This window comes from Nitrospinota bacterium (genome assembly GCA_029881495.1).
GTDB lineage: Bacteria > Nitrospinota_A > UBA7883 > JACRGQ01 > JACRGQ01 > JAOUMJ01.
The window spans coordinates 1-21,086 of the sequence record JAOUMJ010000010.1 but is presented as its reverse complement, the minus strand read 5'-3'; the positions used below and the strand labels follow the sequence as shown (position 1 = coordinate 21,086).

The 21,086-nt window shown below is 48.2% G+C and carries 17 protein-coding genes; 12 read left to right on the top strand and 5 right to left on the bottom strand.

The window, feature by feature from the left end:
* Positions 1–35: 35 nt before the first annotated feature.
* From OEY64_06160 to OEY64_06145, 4 genes are all read right to left on the bottom strand, one after another.
* Positions 36–644 (bottom strand): class I SAM-dependent methyltransferase, encoded by a 609-nt coding sequence (locus tag OEY64_06160; protein MDH5542531.1) that lies wholly within the window; start codon positions 642–644, stop codon positions 36–38.
* 110 nt (positions 645–754) lie between these two features.
* Entirely contained in the window at positions 755–1,528 is a 774-nt protein-coding gene (gene lgt / locus OEY64_06155) for a prolipoprotein diacylglyceryl transferase (protein ID MDH5542530.1), read from the bottom strand.
* 4 nt (positions 1,529–1,532) lie between these two features.
* Positions 1,533–2,498, bottom strand: coding sequence for an alcohol dehydrogenase catalytic domain-containing protein (locus OEY64_06150; protein ID MDH5542529.1), 966 nt, complete (start codon positions 2,496–2,498; stop codon positions 1,533–1,535).
* Complete coding sequence (locus tag OEY64_06145; protein ID MDH5542528.1) at positions 2,495–3,247, bottom strand: nucleotidyltransferase family protein; 753 nt, start codon at positions 3,245–3,247, stop codon at positions 2,495–2,497. The genes OEY64_06150 and OEY64_06145 overlap by 4 nt, the downstream gene beginning before the upstream one ends.
* A 175-nt stretch (positions 3,248–3,422) precedes the next feature.
* Between OEY64_06145 and thyX the strand changes: the two genes are divergently transcribed.
* From thyX to OEY64_06100, 9 genes are all read left to right on the top strand, one after another.
* Positions 3,423–4,037, top strand: coding sequence for an FAD-dependent thymidylate synthase (thyX, locus tag OEY64_06140; protein MDH5542527.1), 615 nt, complete (start codon positions 3,423–3,425; stop codon positions 4,035–4,037).
* A 121-nt stretch (positions 4,038–4,158) separates the two neighbouring features.
* A complete protein-coding gene (locus OEY64_06135; protein ID MDH5542526.1) occupies positions 4,159–6,468 on the top strand; it encodes a chemotaxis protein CheA in 2,310 nt (769 codons plus the stop codon).
* A 63-nt stretch (positions 6,469–6,531) separates the two neighbouring features.
* The gene (locus OEY64_06130) at positions 6,532–7,059 is read left to right on the top strand and encodes a chemotaxis protein CheW (GenBank protein ID MDH5542525.1); all 528 of its coding nucleotides are present in this window, start codon (positions 6,532–6,534) and stop codon (positions 7,057–7,059) included.
* 209 nt (positions 7,060–7,268) lie between these two features.
* The gene (locus OEY64_06125) at positions 7,269–8,141 is read left to right on the top strand and encodes a methyltransferase domain-containing protein (GenBank protein ID MDH5542524.1); all 873 of its coding nucleotides are present in this window, start codon (positions 7,269–7,271) and stop codon (positions 8,139–8,141) included.
* Positions 8,142–8,351: 210 nt separating this feature from the next.
* Positions 8,352–10,379 (top strand): chemotaxis protein CheA, encoded by a 2,028-nt coding sequence (locus OEY64_06120; protein ID MDH5542523.1) that lies wholly within the window; start codon positions 8,352–8,354, stop codon positions 10,377–10,379.
* Complete coding sequence (locus tag OEY64_06115; GenBank protein MDH5542522.1) at positions 10,380–11,351, top strand: chemotaxis protein CheW; 972 nt, start codon at positions 10,380–10,382, stop codon at positions 11,349–11,351.
* An 8-nt stretch (positions 11,352–11,359) separates the two neighbouring features.
* A complete protein-coding gene (locus OEY64_06110) occupies positions 11,360–12,394 on the top strand; it encodes a chemotaxis response regulator protein-glutamate methylesterase (GenBank protein ID MDH5542521.1) in 1,035 nt (344 codons plus the stop codon).
* A gap of 129 nt (positions 12,395–12,523) precedes the next feature.
* Positions 12,524–15,088 (top strand): response regulator, encoded by a 2,565-nt coding sequence (locus tag OEY64_06105; protein ID MDH5542520.1) that lies wholly within the window; start codon positions 12,524–12,526, stop codon positions 15,086–15,088.
* Positions 15,089–15,312: 224 nt separating this feature from the next.
* Positions 15,313–17,952, top strand: coding sequence for a valine--tRNA ligase (locus OEY64_06100; GenBank protein ID MDH5542519.1), 2,640 nt, complete (start codon positions 15,313–15,315; stop codon positions 17,950–17,952).
* Positions 17,953–17,985: 33 nt separating this feature from the next.
* Here OEY64_06100 and OEY64_06095 read toward each other — a convergent pair whose 3' ends face one another.
* On the bottom strand, positions 17,986–19,203 hold the full coding sequence (locus OEY64_06095) for a TerC/Alx family metal homeostasis membrane protein (protein MDH5542518.1): 1,218 nt from the start codon (positions 19,201–19,203) through the stop codon (positions 17,986–17,988).
* Positions 19,204–19,349: 146 nt separating this feature from the next.
* Here OEY64_06095 and OEY64_06090 point away from each other — a divergent pair, with 146 nt between their 5' ends.
* The 3 genes from OEY64_06090 to OEY64_06080 all read left to right on the top strand — a co-directional run.
* Positions 19,350–19,568, top strand: coding sequence for a hypothetical protein (locus OEY64_06090; GenBank protein MDH5542517.1), 219 nt, complete (start codon positions 19,350–19,352; stop codon positions 19,566–19,568).
* Positions 19,569–19,715: 147 nt separating this feature from the next.
* Positions 19,716–20,123, top strand: coding sequence for a hypothetical protein (locus OEY64_06085; protein ID MDH5542516.1), 408 nt, complete (start codon positions 19,716–19,718; stop codon positions 20,121–20,123).
* 134 nt (positions 20,124–20,257) lie between these two features.
* Positions 20,258–21,086, top strand: an 829-nt coding sequence (locus tag OEY64_06080; protein ID MDH5542515.1) for a hypothetical protein, incomplete at its 3' end; no start/stop codon positions are given.

Below are 21,086 nucleotides of genomic sequence, written 5' to 3'. Positions count from 1 at the left end.
CTGAATCGGTCTATTATTTAAAAAATTTCAACCGATCACTTGCCGGGGGTGGATAGGACGTAGGCGAGGATCATGAACCTGGTGCGTCCGCTTTCAGTAACATTGAATCCAGCTTTCTCAATGGCGTTTCGTATCCATCCGCCGTGTGCGTTCTCCTTTTGGAAAAACCTCGGCAGCTGAAAATCGACTGACAGCATCCTGCCGGAAGGTTTCAGCACTCTCCGCATCTCCTCCAATGCACTTCCGCGTATATCTGCCGGAAGGTGATGCATGATCAGCGTATTGAGAACTACATCAAAATGCCCATCTGGGTATGGAAGCTTTTCCGCAACGGCAGTCTGGAAATCTATCTTCGCTCCATCCCTTTCAGCTTTTTTCCTCGCGCGTTCGACCATCTCAGGCGCCGCGTCTATTCCGGATACAGAGCCGGTTTCGTCGACAAGGTTCTTCGCGGCGATGGCAAGTGTACCTGTACCGCAGCCGACATCGAGAACCGATTCCCCCGTTTTAAGTGAGACGAGATCGAGGAACGTCTTCCTGAAACTTTTTTCCAGACCGAAGGTCATGGCGGTCAACATCAAGTCGTATGCGCGCGCATAACGGATTGTCAATCCGCTGGTTTCCGGTGCCGTCTCTTTTTTCATCTTGATATATTTTATCTGTTAAAGGGCTATCTCACCGATCTATTTGGTAATAAATTGTAAAGAATGGTTTCTGGAGCATTATCTCCCTTTTCACCTATTGGGAAAGGGGGCTAGAGTTTCTTGGAGTTCCTGTTTGATGATAGGAGTTTAGTGAGGAGAATGCCTGCCAGAAGAAATACCGCAATGGCGATGCTTTGCGAAGGGCTGAAGCCGAACATGAACGCTCCCCTGTCATCCCCCCTGAAGAATTCGACGATAAACCTGCCGAGCGCGTAGAGGAACATCCACATAAGGAAGAGCTGTCCGTGGAATTTCTTGTGCGGGCGTACCGCTATCAATACCAGGAATATGCTGAACTCTACAAACGACTCGAAAAGCTGGGTAGGGTAGAGCGCGATACCTTTCGGCGCGATAGCCATAGGGTCGGTAAAGGTGATACCTATCCATGAATCGGTCGGGCCGCCGTAACAGCACCCGGCAAAGAGGCAACCGAGCCTCCCGATGGAGTGGCCAAGAGCGATGGATGGCGCGGCGAGGTCGGCCATTTTCCACGGATGAAGTTTCTCCTTCCGCACAAACCAGAATCCGGTAAGGGCGGCGCCGATGAATCCGCCGTAGAATACGAGACCACCTTCCCAAACCTTGAAGACGTTCAGCGGCCTTGAGATGTACGATTCCCATTCAACAATTACATAGAGGAGGCGCGAGCCGATAAGCGCGGCGACGATGCAGTAGAAGGCGAGGTCTAGCGCTTTTTGCGGATCTTCACCTTCGATCTCTGCGCGTTTTGAAATGAGCAGTGCGCCGACAAGGAACGCGGTCGCGATCATCAGCCCGTACGAGTAAAGGGTTACCGGGCCGATTTTAAGCAATACCGGAAACATCTCTTCAATTACCTATCAAAATCTTCAGCGCGCCCGGCCTTTTTGCCGCTTCGAACGCTTCAAGCCCTTTTTCAAGCGGGAAGGTTTTCTCGATGAGCGGCGTGACGGCTATCAACTGCTGTTCCAGAAGCGTGATGGCGTGGACGAACGGGCCGCACCTTGAGCCCTTCACCGTTATTTCGTTTATGACGATATGGTTCAGTTCCGCCGGGCCGATCTGCGGTGGTTCATTCGCGGCGATTGTGGTTTTGAGTATCAATGTTCCCCTCGGCTTGGTGTGGGCGAGGGCTGTCTTGATCCCGTCCGGATTGCCGGTAGCATCTACTACAATGGAGTAAAGCCTCTTTTCCTTCAGTTCGTCGAGAGTTAAGGTCGCGATATTCTTTCCATCAACCAGTTTCATCTTTTCAGGGTATTTTCCGCAAAGCGTCACGTCCCCCTTGAGGAATGCGATTATCTGGGCTATCAGTATGCCGAGCTTGCCATCACCCAGTACCAGCGAATCGGTATTCATCACGACCACCTGCTCGGCCACGCGAAAAGCGGCGGCGAGAGGCTCCACGAACATCGCTTCGTCGTCGCTCAGCGCTTCTGGAATGTGATGCAGGTTCTTTTCAGGGATCGTGAGGTATTCCGCGAACGAGCCGTTGTGGTTCTTGATGCCGAGAACGGTTCTGCTGTTGCAGTGGTGGTGGTTGCCTGATTTGCAATCGTAGCACTCTCCACAGCCGCAGTTTATCTCCCCTACGACCCTGTCACCGATGAGTGACTTGTCGGATGCATCTTCCACGATACCGACGAATTCATGCCCCGGTATGCCGGTAAAGTCCATGTACCCTTTGGCGATCTCAATATCTGTCCGGCATATTCCGCTTTTTACGACCTTGACCAGCGCGTCGCCGTTCTTCGGCGTCGGTTTTGGGAGATCATCGCGAAACGCAAGTTTTTTTTCGTAGTAAAGTGCCTTCATTCCTTATGCGTATCCTGTATTGGAAAAGTTTTAAATTTGCCCAAGGCAACATCCATCCTGGCGGCGGTGAAACTCTGGTGGGTTCCTATATCCGCCCAGTAACCTTTGTGATTATAAGTGTAAACGGGGAGGTCTGCCTCAATTAATTTCGGAAAAACTTCCGTGCTGATGTCGCACGGCCTCCCGCCGGGGATATGCTTAAAAATTTCAGGAGAATAGACGGCAACCCCCGTGAACATTTTGAGCACGGGGTCAAGATTTTCCAGGTTGTAGCATGGGGCTTTCGTGTCGATGAACCGCGCAAGCCTCCCGTCGGTATGTGCGCTGAGGGTGCTGATGCTGGATGGTTGCGGATTGTCGCGCACGACCAGGGTAGCCAAGGCGTTGTTGGAGCGGTGTATCGCAATCGCTTCCTCAAGGTTGATGTCGGTGAGGATATCGCTGTTGATGACAGCGAAGGTAGAGCCCGAAAGGAAATCTTCGGCCCCTTTTATTCCGCCAGCCGTTCCCATCATTATCTCTTCGTGCACAAGATGAAGGTTTATCCTGTCGCGGACGTTCCATGAAAGCTCTTTCTCGATCAGTTTGCCGAGATGATGAAGGTTCACGGCGATATCGGTGATGCCGCTCGCCAGGAGGTATCCCAGGGCGTTCCTTATCATGTTGGTATTGCCTATCTTGAAGAGCGGTTTGGGTAGCGTGTCCGTTTCCGGTCTCAGCCTGTTTCCCCGCCCCGCGGCGAGTATCATTCCCTTCATCCGGATGTTTATATCATATTTGGGGGATTCATTATTTCCTGATATCTGCCGATAGAGCGTAATCCCGGTATTTTGGAAACTTTTCACAAGCCTCGGAGATGAAGTATTGGTAGAATTTCAGGGAAGTGAATCTAAATATCATTCATAAAAAGGGACTTTGTGGAATATGAAAAATCAGGAAGAATCAGGCGCGGCAGAGGTAGAACTTCTTTCAATAACACCGAATGCGGAGAGGTTGATTGAGGAGGCGGGGAGAACATGTTACCTCTCGTTCGAGAAGATGACCGACGATTCCGCAAAGCGGTTTATCCAGATGCTGGTAAAGAGCGGACATCACTCGGTTCTGGAGCACGCCTCGGCAACTTTCAGGATAAAAGGGGGTTCCAGAGCCTTTACGCACCAGCTGGTGAGGCACAGGCTTGCTTCCTTTTCCCAGCAGTCCCAGCGATACGTGAGCGAAGAGGATTTCAAGGTAGTTACCCCCCCTTCGATCGCGTCGAATCCCGAGGCGCTTAAGGTATTCAGGGAGGCGATGGAGCAGAGCCGAATCGCATACAGCAAGCTGAAAGGGATGGATATACGCAAGGAGGACGCCCGCTTTGTCCTGCCGAACGCGGTAAGTTCAGAGATCGTTATAACTGCCAATTTCAGGGAATGGAGGCTGATCCTTTCAATAAGGACCGAGAAGAACGCGCAGTGGGAAATAAGGGAAATTTCCAGGAAAATTCTGGAACGGCTCGTGACGGAAGCGCCAGCTGTATTTGGAGACTTGCTTGATTAGCCCTTTTTTTACAGTTAAAATGGATATTCAAAAGAAGTCATTGTCCATTTTGGTGCCTAAGGAAAAATTGTAATATCCTTGAACAACTCTAGCGTAGAGATGGAGAGAACCGAAGCCAGGTATGTCTGAAGAAATATTAGAGAAGCTGGATAAACTCGCGGTCCATTGCATGATGATGGACGATAAGCTCGGCGACTTGATGCAGATAGCCGAAGCAAGCCAGAAAATAGACGAGCTGAGGGATATCTTTTCAAAGTCCGACAATCCGGAATTCTGTGCAATTTTCAAAGGGCTATCCAAGGTATTTGAAAAATACATCCTGGGTTACGGCGAAGCTGGCAAGGGGCCGGAGGTAATCAAACTGACCAACGAAGGGGTTGAAATAACCAAGAACGTACTGCAGGGTACCTCGATAATTTCAGACATCCTTCCCCGTGTCGAGGTGCTAATCGGCAGTTTTAAGGAGCTGTTCAGCATTGAGATACCTTTTGCGAAATCAAAGCCGGAAGTAGAGCCCGCAACTGTTTCCCTGGATATGAATATTGAGGATTTAACCGCGTCAATGCTAAAAGAAGCGTCTCAAGACGCGGACAAGGTGAAGGGGAAAAAAGTTACGCGTACGGAAATTACGCTGTTGGACGAGAATGATGTTGTCATCTATGAAGGATTTCTGGATGAGGGGACGGATCTTCTGAATAAAATCGAGTCCGACCTGATAGCGCTTGAAGAAAATACGGGTAACATGGATATACTAAACTCCCTCTTTCGCGCCTTTCACAGCCTCAAGGGTGCCGCAGGGTTTCTCGGGATGAACGAAATAAACTATTTCTGCCACGAAACTGAAAATATGCTGGACCAGGCCAGAAAATCGATACTCACAGTAGACAGTGAAGTGATAGATATCCTTTTGGCGGCGAGGGACATGCTTGAAAAAGGCCTTACCGCGATAAGCGAAACTGTTGAAGTGGGAAAAAAGAAGCTTCCGAACTTCAAGGGATTTTGCGAAAGCATAAACGTGGAGCCTCTTGTCGATCTCATCGATAAAAAACTCTTCCTTGCTTCAAAGGAGGCGGATGACGACGACGATACAAATCCCCGGCTGGGTGAAATCCTCATTCAGGAAAACGCGGTTACTCCAAGACAGCTGAAGGAGGCCCTGGAGCGAAAGGAAAAACCGATTGGCGAAGTTCTTGTTGAAATGGGGGCCACGAGCAAGCAGGCGGTTGATAAAGCCGTCCAGGAACAGCTGATAAAAAAGAAGGGCGTAGTAGCGCATTCCGTGAAGGTTGACACCAGCAAGCTGAACCTGGTGCTGGAGCTGGTGGGGGAGCTGGTAATTGCGCAGGCGATAATCAGTGAAAACCAGGTCTTGAAAAACGAGCAGAACAATAAGCTATTAAAAGACATTAACGAGATGGCAAAAATTACCAATGGCATCCAGGACCAGATCATGGGTCTGAGGATGGTTCCGCTGAAACAGACTTTCAGCAAAATGAACCGGCTTGTGAGGGATCTTGCCAGGAAAACCGGAAAACAGGTCGATTTCCTGATAGAGGGCGAAGATACCGAAATAGACAGGACGATAGTGGACGAATTGAATGACCCCCTCGTTCATCTTCTCAGGAACGCCGTCGATCATGGTATAGATTCCATTGAGGAGAGGGTTGCGGTCGGCAAGTCGCCGAACGGCACGATTTTGCTGAAAGCCTACCATAAAGGGGGGAATGTCGTTATCGAGGTTCAGGATAACGGCAGGGGTTTGAATCTCGAGAGAATAAAGGAAAAGGCATTGGAGCGCGGCCTTATCGAATCGGGCCGAGAGTATTCCGAAGCAGAGATAACTTCACTCATATTTGAAGCCGGTCTTTCTACGCAAAAAGTTGCAACTGAGATATCAGGACGGGGCGTCGGGATGGATGTTGTCAAAAGGAACGTTGAAAAACTTGGGGGGAAGGTTGATGTGACAACCAAATCTGGAGTTGGCAGCACATTTTTCATTAAACTCCCGCTGACAATGGCCATTGTCGACGGTATGCTTGTCCGTGTAGGGGATGAAAGGTACATAATCCCCACCATCTCAATCGCGGAGTCTATTCGGCCAACAAAGTCGCAACTCACCACAGTGGTTGAAAAAGGGGAGATGGTAAACGTGCGCGGCGAGCTTATTCCCCTTGTTCGTCTTAACAGGCTTTTCGGCTGTTCTAACGGAAATAAAGACGTTACAGAGTCCCTTGTGATAGTAGTTGCAACCGAATCCAAACGGAAAGGTTTTTTGGTGGACGACCTTCTGGGCCAGCAACAGGTTGTGATAAAAAATCTGGACAGACGGCTTCAGGGGATAAAAAGTTTTTCAGGAAGTTCGATCCTGGGGGACGGACTTGTTGGGTTAATTATTGATGTTGGAGGAGTCTTTGATTTAGTGTCCTCATAAAGGATAAAATGGAGTGCGGAAGATAATAAGTAAAAAGAAACCAACCAGTGGAGGTTAAATAAGATGAAAGACACTGTCAGCGAAGCCGATGTTCGATCCGAGGAAGTGAGAAAAGCAAAAGCCGACTTGTCGGCAAATGAAGGGAAATATTTAACCTTCGTTCTTGGGGACGAGGAGTATGGGCTGGAAATATTGAAAGTCCGTGAAATTATTAGCGTTATGGAAATAACCGAAGTACCGCAAGTTCCGGATTTTATCAAAGGGGTAATAAACCTTCGAGGCAAGGTTATTCCGGTTATTGATCTGCGTCTGAAATTCGGAATGCCGGCTGTTGAATATACCAGAGAGACATGCATTATCGTAGTAAATGTAAACAATCTCCTTTTGGGCATAGTAGTCGATACAGTTGCCGAGGTTTTAGATATTGCCAAAGAAAATATAGACCCCCCGCCTTCATTCGGAAGCTCCGTAGATACGAATTTCATACTTGGGATGGGCAAGGTAAAGGAAAAGGTGAAGATACTCCTTGATATTGAAAAAGTGCTGTCAGTCTCAGAGCTTGAAATGGTGGCAAAAGTGGAAGAAAAGTAGGTATTTTCCACAGTTTCTTCGCGGCCTTGCAGCTGCGCATCGCAGTTAATCGCGGAATCGGTGAGAACAGGAAGTATGCGCACAAACTAAGGCTTGTATCTGCCAAGGTCTATTGGAGAAAGATTGAGTAGGGAAAAAGGTATTTGCCTTGTCGGGTCAGATGAATTTAAACATTATGATAAACAGGACTATTTCAATTGTGAAGGCATATGGGATTATTTTCTTCTGAAAAAATAGAGTTGCGTCCTGAGCTGAAGGATCTTACAGACAAGGATTTCGAGCTTTTTCGCAAACTGATATACGAACAGAGCGGGATATCGCTCAACCAGTCAAAGAAAGAGCTTTTAAGAACAAGGCTTAGGGCGAGGCTTACAAGAGAAGGTTATAAATCGTACCGGGACTATTATAATTTCGTAAGCAGTGATAAGAGCGGTGAAGCGCTCATCCCGCTTCTGGATGACATTTCTACAAACCTGACATCATTCTTCCGGGAGATGAATCACTTCAACTTCCTGAATTCGGTTTTACCGGAGTGGATAGAGAGAAAGGGTAAGGCACGCGATACGGTTTTCAGGGTCTGGAGCGCAGGCTGTTCAACAGGCGAAGAACCGTATTCGATCATGTTTACCCTGCTGGCACATTTGCATACTAATATGCCCCCTTGGGACATTAAATACCTGGCGACAGACATCTCTACCGAAGTTCTTAAAAAAGCCTATCTCGGCATCTATCCGAAGGAAAAAACGGATGGTGTCCCGCCTGATTATTTCAAGGCATATTTCCAAAAGGGCGAACCTGTTAAAAACAGGGAGATGGTGAGGGTACGGCCCGACGTCAGAAAGTATTTAACCTTTAAAAGGTTTAACCTGATGAATCATCTGTTCCCCTTTAAATACCAGTTTGATTTCATCTTTTGCCGAAACGTCATGATATATTTTGACAGGCCGACTCAAGAGGTGCTTGTCGCGAAGTTCCATCGTCACCTGAAGCCGGGGGGATACCTGTTCATCGGGCATTCTGAAAGCCTCACCGGCCTGAAAAACGATTTTAAATATATCCAACCTACTATTTATCAGAAATAGGTGGTCTGTTAAGCATATCGGGGTTTTTGCCGATATAGTAGTATTTATCTGTTACATTGTGCAGTTGAATGAGGGAAGATATTTTTCAGGAATGAATGTTACATTTTTCGATAAAATTAGGCGACAGGTTGATCTTCTGTTGTCCGGCGGCATCGGCATTCCGGGCATTTGGGAAAGTATGGTTTTAAAAGGTACTGGGAAAAGGCCAATATGAGTGAAAACGACGCGGATATATTTAAAGAGTATCTGGCAGAGGTCTTTGAATCGCTTGACGGTCTTGATGAAAAGTTCGTACAACTGGAAAAAAATCCTGGCGAAGTCAAAATAGTCGATTCCATATTTCGCCCCGTCCACAGCATAAAAGGGAGTTCCGCCTTTTTCGGTCTTCTCCATATCCAGTCGTTCTCCCATAAGCTGGAGAATCTGCTGGACGACATACGGAAAGGGAAGATGGAAGCGAGACCGGTTGTCATCGATAACCTGCTAAAGGGGACAGATTACCTGAAGGCGATGTTCGACAGAGTCGCTGAAGGGGATACACATTATGAGCTTTTACCGGACGAGAAGGAATTCATTGAAAATCTCGAAGCGAGAATATCGGTCGATAGCGGCAAAGAGAAGGATAATTTCAAGGCGGTAAGTGATCACCTGAATGAAGCTTTTCTCGTTCTGGATGAAATTCGAAGTTCCTCACAGGTTGATGCTGCCATCCTCGACAGACTCTCAGACAGTCTTCGCAAGGCGCAAAACCTTGTTGGCGGCGCCGCCATTGCGATTGAATCTGGCAAGGTGATAGTCGACAGGCGCGAAGAACCGAGAGAGGAGGCCGCTGTCGTGCCGGAGGTGGGAAAGCTAGGTGAAATACTTATAAAAATGGGGAAGGTCGACAGGACCGCGCTTGGCAAGGCGCTGATAGGAAAGAAACCGGATGAAAAGACAGGCGAATACCTCATAGCCAAGGGCGTTGTTAAAAAGGAAGACATCAAGGAGGCCTTGAAAATACAGGAATCAGAAAAGGAAGAGGAACAGAAGTTCAAGAAAAACATCGCTTCCCAGAAAACGATGCGCATATCGGAAGAAAAAGTCGATGAGTTCATGGATCATGTAGGCGAGTTGATAATCATATCCGAGGTGTTCAACTACCTGGAGAAAAAGCTGAGCACTATCGAAGGTGGAGAGCACGTTTCAAAGGAATTTAAAATCGCAAACCTCAACTATTCCGAGCTGACGCTAAGACTGCAACACGGGCTTTCCGAGGTGCGAAAAGTGGCTATCAAAAGCATCTTTCAGAAAATTCCCAGGATTATCAGGGACGTCGCCACCGCTATCGGCAAGGATGTAGAAGTGGAGATGATCGGCGAGGAAGTGATGCTCGACAAGAGCCTCGTGGAAAAGCTTGAAAGCCCGATAATCCATATGGTTCGGAACGCGGTCGACCATGGAGTTGAAACTCCCGAGAAGAGAAAAGCCGCCGGGAAAAAGGAACGGGGAAAAGTGGTGATCTCGGCAGAAATACAGGGAGAAAACCTGTTCATCAAGCTGAAGGATGACGGCGCAGGGATTTCAAGAGATAAGATATTGGAAAAGGCCATAAGCAAAGGGCTGATCACACAGCAGGCAGGGAGCCAGTTACAGGACAAGGAAGTTTATGACTTCATATTCAATCCGGGGTTTTCGACAGCGGAAAAAGTTACGGATATTTCAGGCCGTGGCGTCGGTATGGATGTTGTGAAGGGCGCCATTATCGACACAAAGGGGAAAATCGAGATCGAATCGACCTTCGGCAAAGGATCGGAATTCATAATTTCCGTTCCGGTTTCAACTACCCTCATCACCATCAACGGATTGGTTACCTCTGTCGGGAAAAGCAAATTCATCTTTCCGGTGGAAGATGTGCGGGAGTCGATACGCCCTAGAAAAGGGGAGATATTCACCCTCAAGGAAAAGTCGGAAATGGTTAATATCAGGGGGGAGATCTATCCCTTGGTAAGATTGCATTCGCTTTTCAATATCCCAACCAAGGTATCAGAGCCTAGCGATGGTGTGTGTCTCATCATTCAGAAGAATGGAAAGAGCTGTTGCGTGCTGGCCGATGCGATCGTTGAACAGCAGAATGTGGTTCTCAAGGACCTGGGCAAAGTGTTCCATCATGTAAAGGCTCTCATGGGGGGAGCGATCCTGGGCGATGGATCCATTGGATTGGTCTTAAGCGTTGGCGGACTGGTTGGAGAGCAATAAATGACTTTATCACCGGCGTTGTTGGCGTTTTTTGAAGAGACGGAAACCCATATGGATGAGTTGGAAACAGCTCTTCTGGCATTGGAGAAAGACAATGCGAATGCCGGGTATGTAGGCGAGCTCTTCCGTATTGTGCACAGCATAAAGGGGAATGCCGGTCTTGTTGGGTTAAAAGAAATACATACTATTTCGACAGTGATGGAAACCATGCTCGATAAGCTCAGGAAGGAAAAAACCCCGGTCAGCCAGAAGGATCTGGACAGGCTGTTCGAATTTCTGGATAACATGCACTCCCTTATGGAAAAAGCCGCCCATGAGAGCGGCATGGAAATAAGGGGGAGTGGTCAGCAGGAGAACGCAAAAATGGCTGACGGTAAGCAGACTGGGAAGGAATCTCCAGCATCAGAAAAGAAAACCGGGCCTGCGGATAAGGGAGTCAGCCTAGAGGCGGAGGGGACTGTTGAAAAAGATGCTTCCACCCCTCAAGAGAAGAAGATGGAGGCGTTTCTTACCTTTCAACTAGGGAAGGAAAGATATGGCGTAGATATCAACAAGGTAATGGAGATTATCCTGAACAAGAATTTGACAAGGGTTCCCCATGCAAAGGGATTTGTGTCGGGGATAATGAATTTGAGGGGAATGGTCATCCCCGTGATAAATGCGCGGAAAAAGCTGAAGTTTGCCTCAGGAAATGCAGCTGGCGGCAATGGTACGGCATCGGTGCATGTATCGGGTAAATCTTCCGAATGGGAAAATATTATCATTATTGAGAATGACGGTCTTCGCACCGGAATACTTGTCGACTTTGTCGATGATATCGTCAGATTCAAGGATGATATGATCGTCTCCGCAGAGCAGGCGCTGGGCGGGATCAATACCGATTTTATTCAAGGAGTCGGAAAGACGGAAGATAAGACCATTTTGCTTCTGGACATAAAAACATTTTGTGATTCAAAAGAAGAATATTTCTAGGGGGACACATGGCAAAAATAAGAGTTCTTATTATCGACGATTCGGCGGTAGTACGTAATGTCCTCTCGGAAGCCCTCTCAAAGGATCCTCAAATAGAAGTTGTCGGCACTGCTCCCGATCCATATATTGCCAGAGATAAAATAGTACAGCTAAAACCGGATGTCCTGACCCTGGATGTGGAGATGCCGAAAATGGACGGCGTCACATTCCTCAGGAAACTTATGGCGTCAAAGCCCATGCCTGTCGTCATGGTAAGTTCATTAACTCAGCATGGCGCCGAAACTACGATGGCGGCCATGGAGGCTGGCGCGGTGGAAATTGTCGCAAAGCCGGAAATCGACGTAAAGCGTGGTCTCGACGAAATGACAACAGAGATCATAGATAAGGTGAAGGCCGCCTCAAAGGTAAACATGTCCGTGCATCAGCACGCAAAGCCGCCGGGCAAACCGAAAGTGCTCGCTTCGTCCATGATAAAAACCACCGACAAGGTAATATTCATAGGCGCTTCCACAGGGGGTACAGAGGCGATCAAGGACGTGCTTATGCGGCTCCCGGTCTCCACGCCGGGCATCTGCATAGTACAGCATATGCCGGAAGGATTTACGAACGCCTTCGCGAAAAGGCTCAACGACCTGTGCGAGATGGAAATTGTGGAAGCAAAGGATGGCGATTCTGTAATTCCGGGGAGGGTGCTTATTGCCCCTGGTCACAGTCACATGCTCTTCAGAAGGAGCGGCGCGAGATACAGCGTGGAAGTAAAGCAGGGGCCGCTCGTGATGAGGCACAGGCCTTCCGTTGAAGTGCTATTCACCTCCGCCGCCAAATATGCCGGCTCAAATGCGGTAGGCGTAATGCTTACCGGAATGGGGGGCGACGGTTCATCCGGCATGCTCGAGATGAAAAAGGCGGGGGCATACAATATTGCCCAGGACGAGCAGTCATGCGTCGTATTCGGGATGCCGAAAGAGGCGATAAAGCTGGGTGGAGTGGACAAGGTGGCCCACCTTTCCGATATCCCGTCTCTCATCTTAAAAGCCCTGTAAAGATGTTGTTTTTTTTGGCTTTTTTAACCCATTATCTTAATGTTCGGGCAAAGGCAGACGATATTGTATTAAGCTATAATGGTAGTGGGATGTTTGAATTATTAATTTTCCGGGAATATTAATTTGGCTATGAAACTGCTCTTCGCCGATGATTCGGTTACCATGCAAAAGGTGATACAGCTCACCCTTGAGAATGAGGATGTCGATGTTGTAATTGCAGGTAACGGTAGCGAAGCGCTTGAGGCTATTAAAAACGATATCCCGGATATTATCATTTCCGATGTCTCAATGCCGGAAATGGATGGATTTGAATTTTGCCGCCAGGTAAAGGGCAATCCTGAAACGAATAAAATCCCCTTCGTACTTATTTCCGGGGAACTGGAAAAATATGACGACAAAAAAGGGGAGGAGGCAGGAGCCGACGGCCACATCACAAAACCTTTCAAGTCCGAAGAATTTATCTCTACGCTCCATAGCTACATAAAGGCAAAAGCGGCGGCTCATACGGAAGCTGAAGAGGTTATGGCATCCGCCAAGGCTGATTATTTCAGCGGCGTTTCGTCATTCGATGAACCTGTGAAGATAATCACGCTTGATACCTCCAAAAGGGTGGTTGGCGCGTCGGTCTCGTCTGGCATTGACGATGAGGAGGAACTGGAGATAGAGGAAGAGGACAACGATCTGGACGATGACCTGGACGACGATTTTGACGAAGACCTGGACAACGAACTGGATGATTTGGGTGAAATAGAGGCCTATACAAGCCCGTTCGACGCGCCGGTAGTCTCTTCGAAATTGAACAGGTATGAAATGGAAAGTGATGATAATGGCGACAAGAAGAAGGAAGCCCCGAAAAGGAAGGGGATATTTCCGCCGATAGGCATTCAGGGGGACGAGTTTACTATCCCTTTCTCTAATAGGAGAAAAGATCTTGCACCGGCAGGGGCTGCTCCGGAGGAGATCGAAGAGCTTCCCGATGTAGAGGAGGATACGGCGAGCGATATAGATTTCGACAGGATTGATATGGAGCCGCTTTCAGAAATGAGCGATCTTGATTCCTACAAGCAGTTTGACGGAGGAGTAGCTTCGGCAGGTGGCGATATTCCGGTTTTTGATGCGGAAAAGGAATTTAATGAAATGGCATCCGCCGGTATTGAATCGGGCACGGATGAGCTTGTGGATGACTTCGGCCTTACATCACTTGAAGATGAAACGGGGCAGATGTCATTCGATAATGGAGATGTCACTGACCTCGACATTGATGAAAAGCCGGTTGGAAGGGCCTCCAAACTCGACCTCGACCTTGATAGCAGCGAACCGCTTGAGGAGAGTGAACCGGATTTCGGCCTGGATGAGAAGGCGGAGTTGGATCTCGATACCTACGGCGACAGAGCTTCAAAACTCGACTTGGATATTGATATCGACGAACCGCTTGCAGAGAGTGAAACGGATTTCGGTCTGGATGAGAATGCTGAGATGGATCTCGATACCTACGGCGACAGAGCTTCAAAACTCGACCTGGATATTGATATCGACGAACCGCTTGCAGAGAGTGAAACGGATTTCGGTCTGGATGAGAATGCTGAGATGGATCTCGATACCTACGGCGACAGAGCCTCAAAACTCGACCTCGATATAGACGATACGACCGAAGAGAGCGACCTCGACTCATTGCCTGATGACAAGACAGATCTTGATATCGATTACGACATCGAAGCCCCGGCTTTCGCCGCCTCAGGCGTAGCGGATGATGATCCGCTTGGGAAAAATCCGCTCTCAAGTTCCATGTATACAGATTGGCATGAAGAGGAAAAGCCTAGGAAACGGCTTGATCTCGATCTTGATATCTCCGATACGGCTGAAAATATTGCCTCAGCTCCTCCGGCTTCGGAAGAGATAGCCTACGGCGACGATACCCCCCCTTTCGGCGGGGAACCGGAAGATGAATCGATGACGGATTACGACATAAGCCATGACGGCGAAGATCATGACGAATTTGAAGACGTTCTGGCTGAGTTTGGAGGAGGAGTTCTTGGGGATTCGGATTCCGGAGCGGACGACGATCTTTTCGGGCCTGGCGGTGGAGAAACCATTTCGGTGGACAACCTTGTAGAGGAACCGCAAGAAGATGAGAAATCCGATGAAGAGAGGTTATGGGATGCCGCCTCAAAAGAGCCGGAATTGATGCAGGAAGCGAGCGACCTGATAAAGGAAGCGGAAAAAAAGCTGTCGGAAATTGATTCCACCTACCATGAAGAAGACGACCATAAGGATCACGAAACAGATCTGGATGCCCTGTGGGACTACCTGCAGGAGGAACATAAGGATGAAGCGCGCGAAAGGGCCCCAAGGCTCCCGATGCCCGAATACGGCGATGAATCGGAGTCGGCGCTGCCGACCATCCCCGCGCAGGCGCTTGAAAACGCCATAAGGAACCTCATCACCGGCGAAGGTAACGATATTTTAAAGCACGCCATCAAGGAGGCTGTCGACCAGAGCGTAAGATCCATCATCGAAAGGCAGGTTGAGGATTCCGTAAAGGAAGAGATATCCAAAATGGTAGGGCAGAGTTTTCAGCTGGCAATGCCGGAGCTTATAGGAATGGTCGGGAAAATAACAACACAGATAACACCCAAGATAGCCGAACAGATGATAAAGAGCGCGATCGACCAGATAAAAAAAGGGGAAGCATAACGCCCCTTCCCGTTCCGGCTTCGGTGGAAGCCGCATGCTGGCATACCGATTAACACTCAATAATGGCGGCAACTCTTCAGCCGCTTCCCCTCCTTCCCAAAAGGCATGAGAATCGGTATCCGCGAGAAAAAAGATGTGATTATTCACCCGATGCGGGGTAAAATCCCACTCTCGAAACAATCTGGCAATAACTGCCGCACACACTTATTTATGAAACGGGCAAATTGAGCAACGAAGAACTGGAAAAACGGTACGATCCCAAGGAAGTGGGGAAACGCTGGTATAGCTACTGGCTCGAAAAAGGCTACTTCCGCGCGGATGAGAATTCCGAAAAGGATTGTTTCTCTCTCGTCATACCACCGCCGAATGTAACTGGCTCTCTTCATCTTGGGCACGCGCTCGACGCGACACTGCAGGACATCGTTATCCGCCACAGGAGGATGAAAGGTTTCAACACGCTCTGGCAGCCGGGTACCGACCATGCAGGGATCGCCACGCAGAACGTTGTCGAAAAGGAGCTAAAGAAAGATGGGATTTCGCGTCACGACCTCGGACGCGAGAAGTTCATCGAGACGGTATGGGAGTGGAAAGAGAAGTACGGCGGAAAGATAATCGAACAGCTGAAGGAGCTCGGCGCATCGTGCGACTGGGAGAGGCTCCGCTTTACGATGGACGAAGGGCTCTCCGACGCAGTGCGCGAGGTTTTCGTCTCACTCTACGAGGAAGGGCTCATCTACCGCGCCGAATATATGACCAACTGGTGCCCAAGGTGCCACACCGCACTCTCAGACCTTGAAGTGGAGTACGCCGACAGGAAAGGGCATATCTACGAGATAGATTATCCGCTGGCCGACGGGAGCGGCGCGCTCACGGTTGCCACCACCAGGCCGGAGACGATGCTCGGCGATACCGCCGTAGCGGTCAACCCGGAGGACGACCGATATAAAAAATATATAGGGAAAAAAGTTAAGCTCCCCTTAACGGAAAGGGAGATACCGGTCATAGGGGATTCATACGTCGCGATGGATTTCGGGACCGGCGCGCTGAAGGTGACCCCCGCGCACGATCCGAACGACTTTGAAATAGGGGCGCGACACTCCCTTGAAATAGTGAAAGTAATGGACCAAGAGGCGAAGATGATAAACGTCCCCTCCGATTACGAAGGTCTGAGCCGCGAGGAGTGCCGAAAGAAGGTGGTGGAGGACCTCGAAAGCCGCGGTTTTCTCAAAGAGGTAAAACCGCACGCCCACTCCGTCGGCGACTGCTACCGGTGCAAGACGGTAATAGAGCCGGCTCTAAGCCTCCAGTGGTTCGTAAAGACAAAACCGCTCGCCGAAGAGGCTATAAAGGCGGTACGGAACGGCGATATAGAGTTCGTGCCGAAATCTTGGGAGAACACCTACTTCGAATGGATGGGGAACATCCGCGATTGGTGCATCAGCAGGCAAATATGGTGGGGGCACAGGATACCGGCTTGGTTCTGCGACGACTGCGGAGAGATAAATGTATCCCGGAACAACATAGACAAATGCCAGAAATGCGGAAACAACAACCTTAGGCAGGAGACCGACGTTCTCGATACTTGGTTCTCCTCCGCGCTCTGGCCCTTCTCCACGCTCGGCTGGCCCGAAAAAACGAAATCGCTGGAAGCATACTACCCCACGTCGCTATTGATAACCGGGTTCGACATCATATTCTTCTGGGTAGCCCGTATGATAATGATGGGATTGAAGTTCACCGGCAAACCGCCGTTCAAAAAGGTCTACATCCACGCCCTCATACGGGACGCGGAAGGGAAGAAGATGAGCAAATCGAAAGGGAACGTTATAGACCCTCTCGATATCATGTTCGAATACGGCTCCGACGCGCTCCGCTTTACCCTCTGTGCAGGAGAGTCGCAGGGGCGCGACGCGAGGATGTCGGAAAAACGTATCGAAGGTTACCGCAACTTCGTAAACAAACTTTGGAACGCGTCGAGATTCGTATTCATGAATCTCGATGGATTCAAGGGTGGCGCCGATATTTCCGGACTGAAGCTCGACGTCAGCGACAAGTGGATACTCTCCAGGCTTCAACGAACGATAACATCTGCGGAAGACGCGCTTACGAAGTTCAGGTATAACGATCTTGCGAATACCCTTTATGCGTTTACATGGAACGAGTTCTGCGACTGGTATATAGAGTTTCAGAAGCCGAGGCTCTTATCCGATAACGCGGAACAGAGGGGGACGTCGCAGGCAGTCCTTGTATATGTTCTCGATAATCTCTTAAGGCTCCTTCATCCGGTAATGCCTTTCGTTACCGAAGAGATATATCAAAAACTGCCTGTGCATGGCGAATCGATAATGATAGAGCCGTATCCGGTGTATGACGGGAAGCTCATCGACGAGGAAGCGGAAAAGGAGATGGGGCTGGTCATGGAGATACTGAACTCGATACGCTCGATCCGCGCGGAGCTGAAGATACCCCCCAAGACCGAATTGAATGGGCTGGTACGGGCAAACACCGCGAACGTGAAAAGGATCCTTCACAGCGGAAGGACGATAAGTTCCATGGGGCGGCTTTCAAGCCTGGAAGTTTCTGAAAATGTAAAGAGGCCGGAGAAGTCCGCCACCGCCGTATATCCAGACGCGGAGCTTTACATCCCTCTAGAGGGGATAATAGATATCGAAGCGGAGCTGGAACGCCTGAAAAAAGAGGTAGCAAAGGTCGAGACCGATATCGGGCATTTCGAAAAGAAATTCTCAAACGAAAATTTTGTGAAGAACGCGCCCAAGGATGTCCTCGAAAAGGACATGGCGAAGAACGAAGAGCTGAAAAACAAACTCGCCGGCCTCAAAGACTCCGTCAACAGGCTCTCGTAAACCCCGCCCCAAAAGGTGGAATCCTCTTTGTTGTCATTTATTGTTTTTGAAATTATTGAGCTGTCGGTTCATGGTAAGTTTTGTTTTTCGTAGAAGTCTTTTGGCCCAAACGAACTCCCCCGCAAGTATGGTCAGGCCAGCCGGAATGACCACAATGGCAGGGCCGGGGAGGAAAATCATTATAATCCCGACAAGGACTACGGTTGAACCGATGATGCCGACCGCCAGCCGGCGGGCTGCTTTGTAGGTCGTTATAGCCAGGTTAGTCATTTCCTCTGCCAGCGGTGAAACAAGCTGGGCAGTATCCCCCCCCTTTTTTCCGACAAGCGAAGCCAGTATTCCTACAGAGAGTATCCCCGCTATCAGCGACAGGGAAATGTGGGTAGGCATATGGTAGTGAGGGATCATGATCATTTTCACACCAACGAATGCCAGCAGGAAAACGAGGCTTGTCTTCATGTATCGGAACTTCTCCAGCATGGCGGCAAGTGCGAAATAAAGTGATCTGAGGCCAAGTATCGCAAAGACATTCGAGGTGTACACAAGAAACGGGTCGCTTGTTATTGCGAAAATGGCCGGGATGGAATCGATGGCAAAAAGTAAATCGGTGCTTTCAATCATTACAAGCGCCAGGAAAAGCGACGTCACCCCCTTTTTGCCGTCAATTTCGGCAAAGAAGGCGCCGTCCGAAGAACCGGTCACAGGGTAGAACCTTTTTACGAAACGCACAACGGGATTCTTTTCCGGCTCAAGGTTGTCGTGATGGGCAATAAGCATCTTTACGGCGGTCGCGATAAGAATCGCGCCGAACAGGGAACTTGTCCACCAAAAAGTCGTGAACAGCGCGTAACCGAGCGCGATCATTATCCCTCGCATTATGAGCGCTCCGATGATTCCCCAGAAAAGAAGACGGTGCTGATATTTAAGGTCTACGCTGAAATAGGAGAATATGAGGGCGATAATGAAAATGTTATCGAGGCTCAGTGATTTTTCAATGACGTATCCTGTAAAAAACTGAAGGGCCGCCTCCGTTCCGGTGAGTTCATCCCCCCCGGCGAGGCCAAGGCCGAATAGATGACGTTCGTACATGAAATATACGCAAATGTTGAAACCTAGCGCAAGCATCACCCAAACCAAGGTCCAGCCGAGCGCCTCGGTTATTGACGGAGCCTTGGGTTCGCGGTGAAAAATTCCGAGATCAAGGGCAAGCATCAACAGTACGAACAGTATGAAAACTATCCAGATCAGCATCGCTTTGCCGTCAGCAGACCCAAGTATGGTTAAACAGGTTTATAAATTCTCGCTATTTTTTCTGATGAATGGATTTTATCAAATCCACCCGGAATATCCAAAATAATCAATCGGGAAGCATTTGCATTATTGCCGGATTCACCGTGTTGTTCCGGCGAAAGCGGCGTGAACAAAGGGCGGAGCTGGAACGCCTGAAAAAAGAGGTAGCAAAGGTCGAGACCGATATTGGGCATTTCGAGAAAAAATTCTCAAATGAAAATTTTGTGAAGAACGCGCCGAAGGATGTCCTCGAAAAGGACATGGCGAAGAACGAAGAGCTGAAACATAAGGCCGGCCTCAAAGACTCCGTCTCCCGCCTCTCGTAGATTCCTTTTTTAAAAGGGGATGCTCCCCTTTTTTAAATGGAAATCTAACTGGAAAATGTTAGAATTGCCAACATAATTTGTATTGTATCATGTCGTTTACAGCCAGTTATATTTACAGAGACTTTAATCGTTGGGGCAGAAAGCAGTATGGGAAATATTCTTAATTGGTGTAGAGCAAGGGTATGGCTTTATAAAGCTTATAAACTGCAAAGAGTTATCCACCCCTCTCTAACTAAAGAAACCTTTCATTCCTTGTTTTCAGGAAAAAAAGAGAAAGCTTTGGAGGAATATTTTGATTTGTGCTTTGAAAATTCTGAAATAAAGAAAATCTTAAAAAAACATGACATTGGCAAAGACTTTCTATTGGAACTTTATCCATGGTTATTAAAGAGTGGTGCTTGGCAATGGGTGCAAGGTGAACATGCTGCCCTTTCTGTTTTTATTCATCCGGAATTGTTGGATTTTTGCATAAACTCTTTTGTTACGGGAAAACCTCCCATTATGGAGACTAGCTGGAAAATAATTCAGTTTATCGAAAATGGTCGAAGGTTCTGAGCTTAAAAAACAGCAAAGTAAAAATCAGCGATAACATAATACTACATTTTCCAACTTAGAATATGATTTGGAGTATGCGGAAGATCTTGCCGTCTAATTTGACGCTAGTAAAACTATTATTATAGGGAAAGCGCATGGACAAAGATGAAATCATAGGGGAAATCTCTGAAATTATTACGATACAGGAAAGCGTTATGCATAATGCTCCCAAAAAGTTAGCTGAAGTATACGAAAATACTAAAAATGAAATAAAAATTGGGCTACCTGCAAGTTGGGGATCCGAAGAAGGTGAAAGATTCTCTTTAAGTGAGTATGAGATTTCGCAAATTCAAAATTACATGAAGCGTTCGTCGTTCAATTCTGCTTGGGCTCACTTGAACGGAGAAAAAGAAAAGAGCGACAAAGTAGCCCATTCGTGCGTAGCCCTAATTTCTGGCCTAGGATTAGATACTATTAAGGTGGCGAGTAAGTACATAGAAAGTGAACAATTCTGGCGTAGAAAAATGAAAGAAGAAGGTGTTTTACCTAATCAAAAAGGTAGTTTTCTAATATTCAAAATATTTCTGGGGCTATTTGCTATCTGCCTAATGGCTTTTTATGCTTGGAGTTTACTGAATATGCAATCATGTTCTAATCCGGTTCAATCTGGCAAACTTTCATGCAACCTTGCAAGCGCAATATATTTGTGTTTGGAAACAGTTGCTTTCTTCATTATTTTTAGTTTAATTGTTCCTCCAGTTGTAGACGCGTTTACAAAGAATAGTCTTTGGAAATTGCCTTTGATGATATTTCTTTCAATCCCATCTGGGATGCTGATGGCCTATTTTAATTATGTTCCGAATTTACTCCTTCCGCTTTTGGTATGGAATAACTATTACGGTCTTAAAGAGATGCAAGAAAGGAAATTTCTGTTGGAAAGTGGGGGTTTCATAATAAGCAAACCCCTTTTTTGGCTTAGTAGTT

What these genes read in the sequence shown, in the direction of transcription:
- OEY64_06160 (MDH5542531.1), bottom strand. Translation starts at nt 644, where the DNA reads ATGAAAAAAGAGACGGCACCGGAAACCAGCGGATTGACAATCCGTTAT.
- lgt (MDH5542530.1), bottom strand. Translation starts at nt 1,528, where the DNA reads ATGTTTCCGGTATTGCTTAAAATCGGCCCGGTAACCCTTTACTCGTAC.
- OEY64_06150 (MDH5542529.1), bottom strand. Translation starts at nt 2,498, where the DNA reads ATGAAGGCACTTTACTACGAAAAAAAACTTGCGTTTCGCGATGATCTC.
- OEY64_06145 (MDH5542528.1), bottom strand. Translation starts at nt 3,247, where the DNA reads ATGATACTCGCCGCGGGGCGGGGAAACAGGCTGAGACCGGAAACGGAC.
- thyX (MDH5542527.1), top strand. Translation starts at nt 3,423, where the DNA reads ATGAAAAATCAGGAAGAATCAGGCGCGGCAGAGGTAGAACTTCTTTCA.
- OEY64_06135 (MDH5542526.1), top strand. Translation starts at nt 4,159, where the DNA reads ATGTCTGAAGAAATATTAGAGAAGCTGGATAAACTCGCGGTCCATTGC.
- OEY64_06130 (MDH5542525.1), top strand. Translation starts at nt 6,532, where the DNA reads ATGAAAGACACTGTCAGCGAAGCCGATGTTCGATCCGAGGAAGTGAGA.
- OEY64_06125 (MDH5542524.1), top strand. Translation starts at nt 7,269, where the DNA reads ATGGGATTATTTTCTTCTGAAAAAATAGAGTTGCGTCCTGAGCTGAAG.
- OEY64_06120 (MDH5542523.1), top strand. Translation starts at nt 8,352, where the DNA reads ATGAGTGAAAACGACGCGGATATATTTAAAGAGTATCTGGCAGAGGTC.
- OEY64_06115 (MDH5542522.1), top strand. Translation starts at nt 10,380, where the DNA reads ATGACTTTATCACCGGCGTTGTTGGCGTTTTTTGAAGAGACGGAAACC.
- OEY64_06110 (MDH5542521.1), top strand. Translation starts at nt 11,360, where the DNA reads ATGGCAAAAATAAGAGTTCTTATTATCGACGATTCGGCGGTAGTACGT.
- OEY64_06105 (MDH5542520.1), top strand. Translation starts at nt 12,524, where the DNA reads ATGAAACTGCTCTTCGCCGATGATTCGGTTACCATGCAAAAGGTGATA.
- OEY64_06095 (MDH5542518.1), bottom strand. Translation starts at nt 19,203, where the DNA reads ATGCTGATCTGGATAGTTTTCATACTGTTCGTACTGTTGATGCTTGCC.
- OEY64_06085 (MDH5542516.1), top strand. Translation starts at nt 19,716, where the DNA reads ATGGGAAATATTCTTAATTGGTGTAGAGCAAGGGTATGGCTTTATAAA.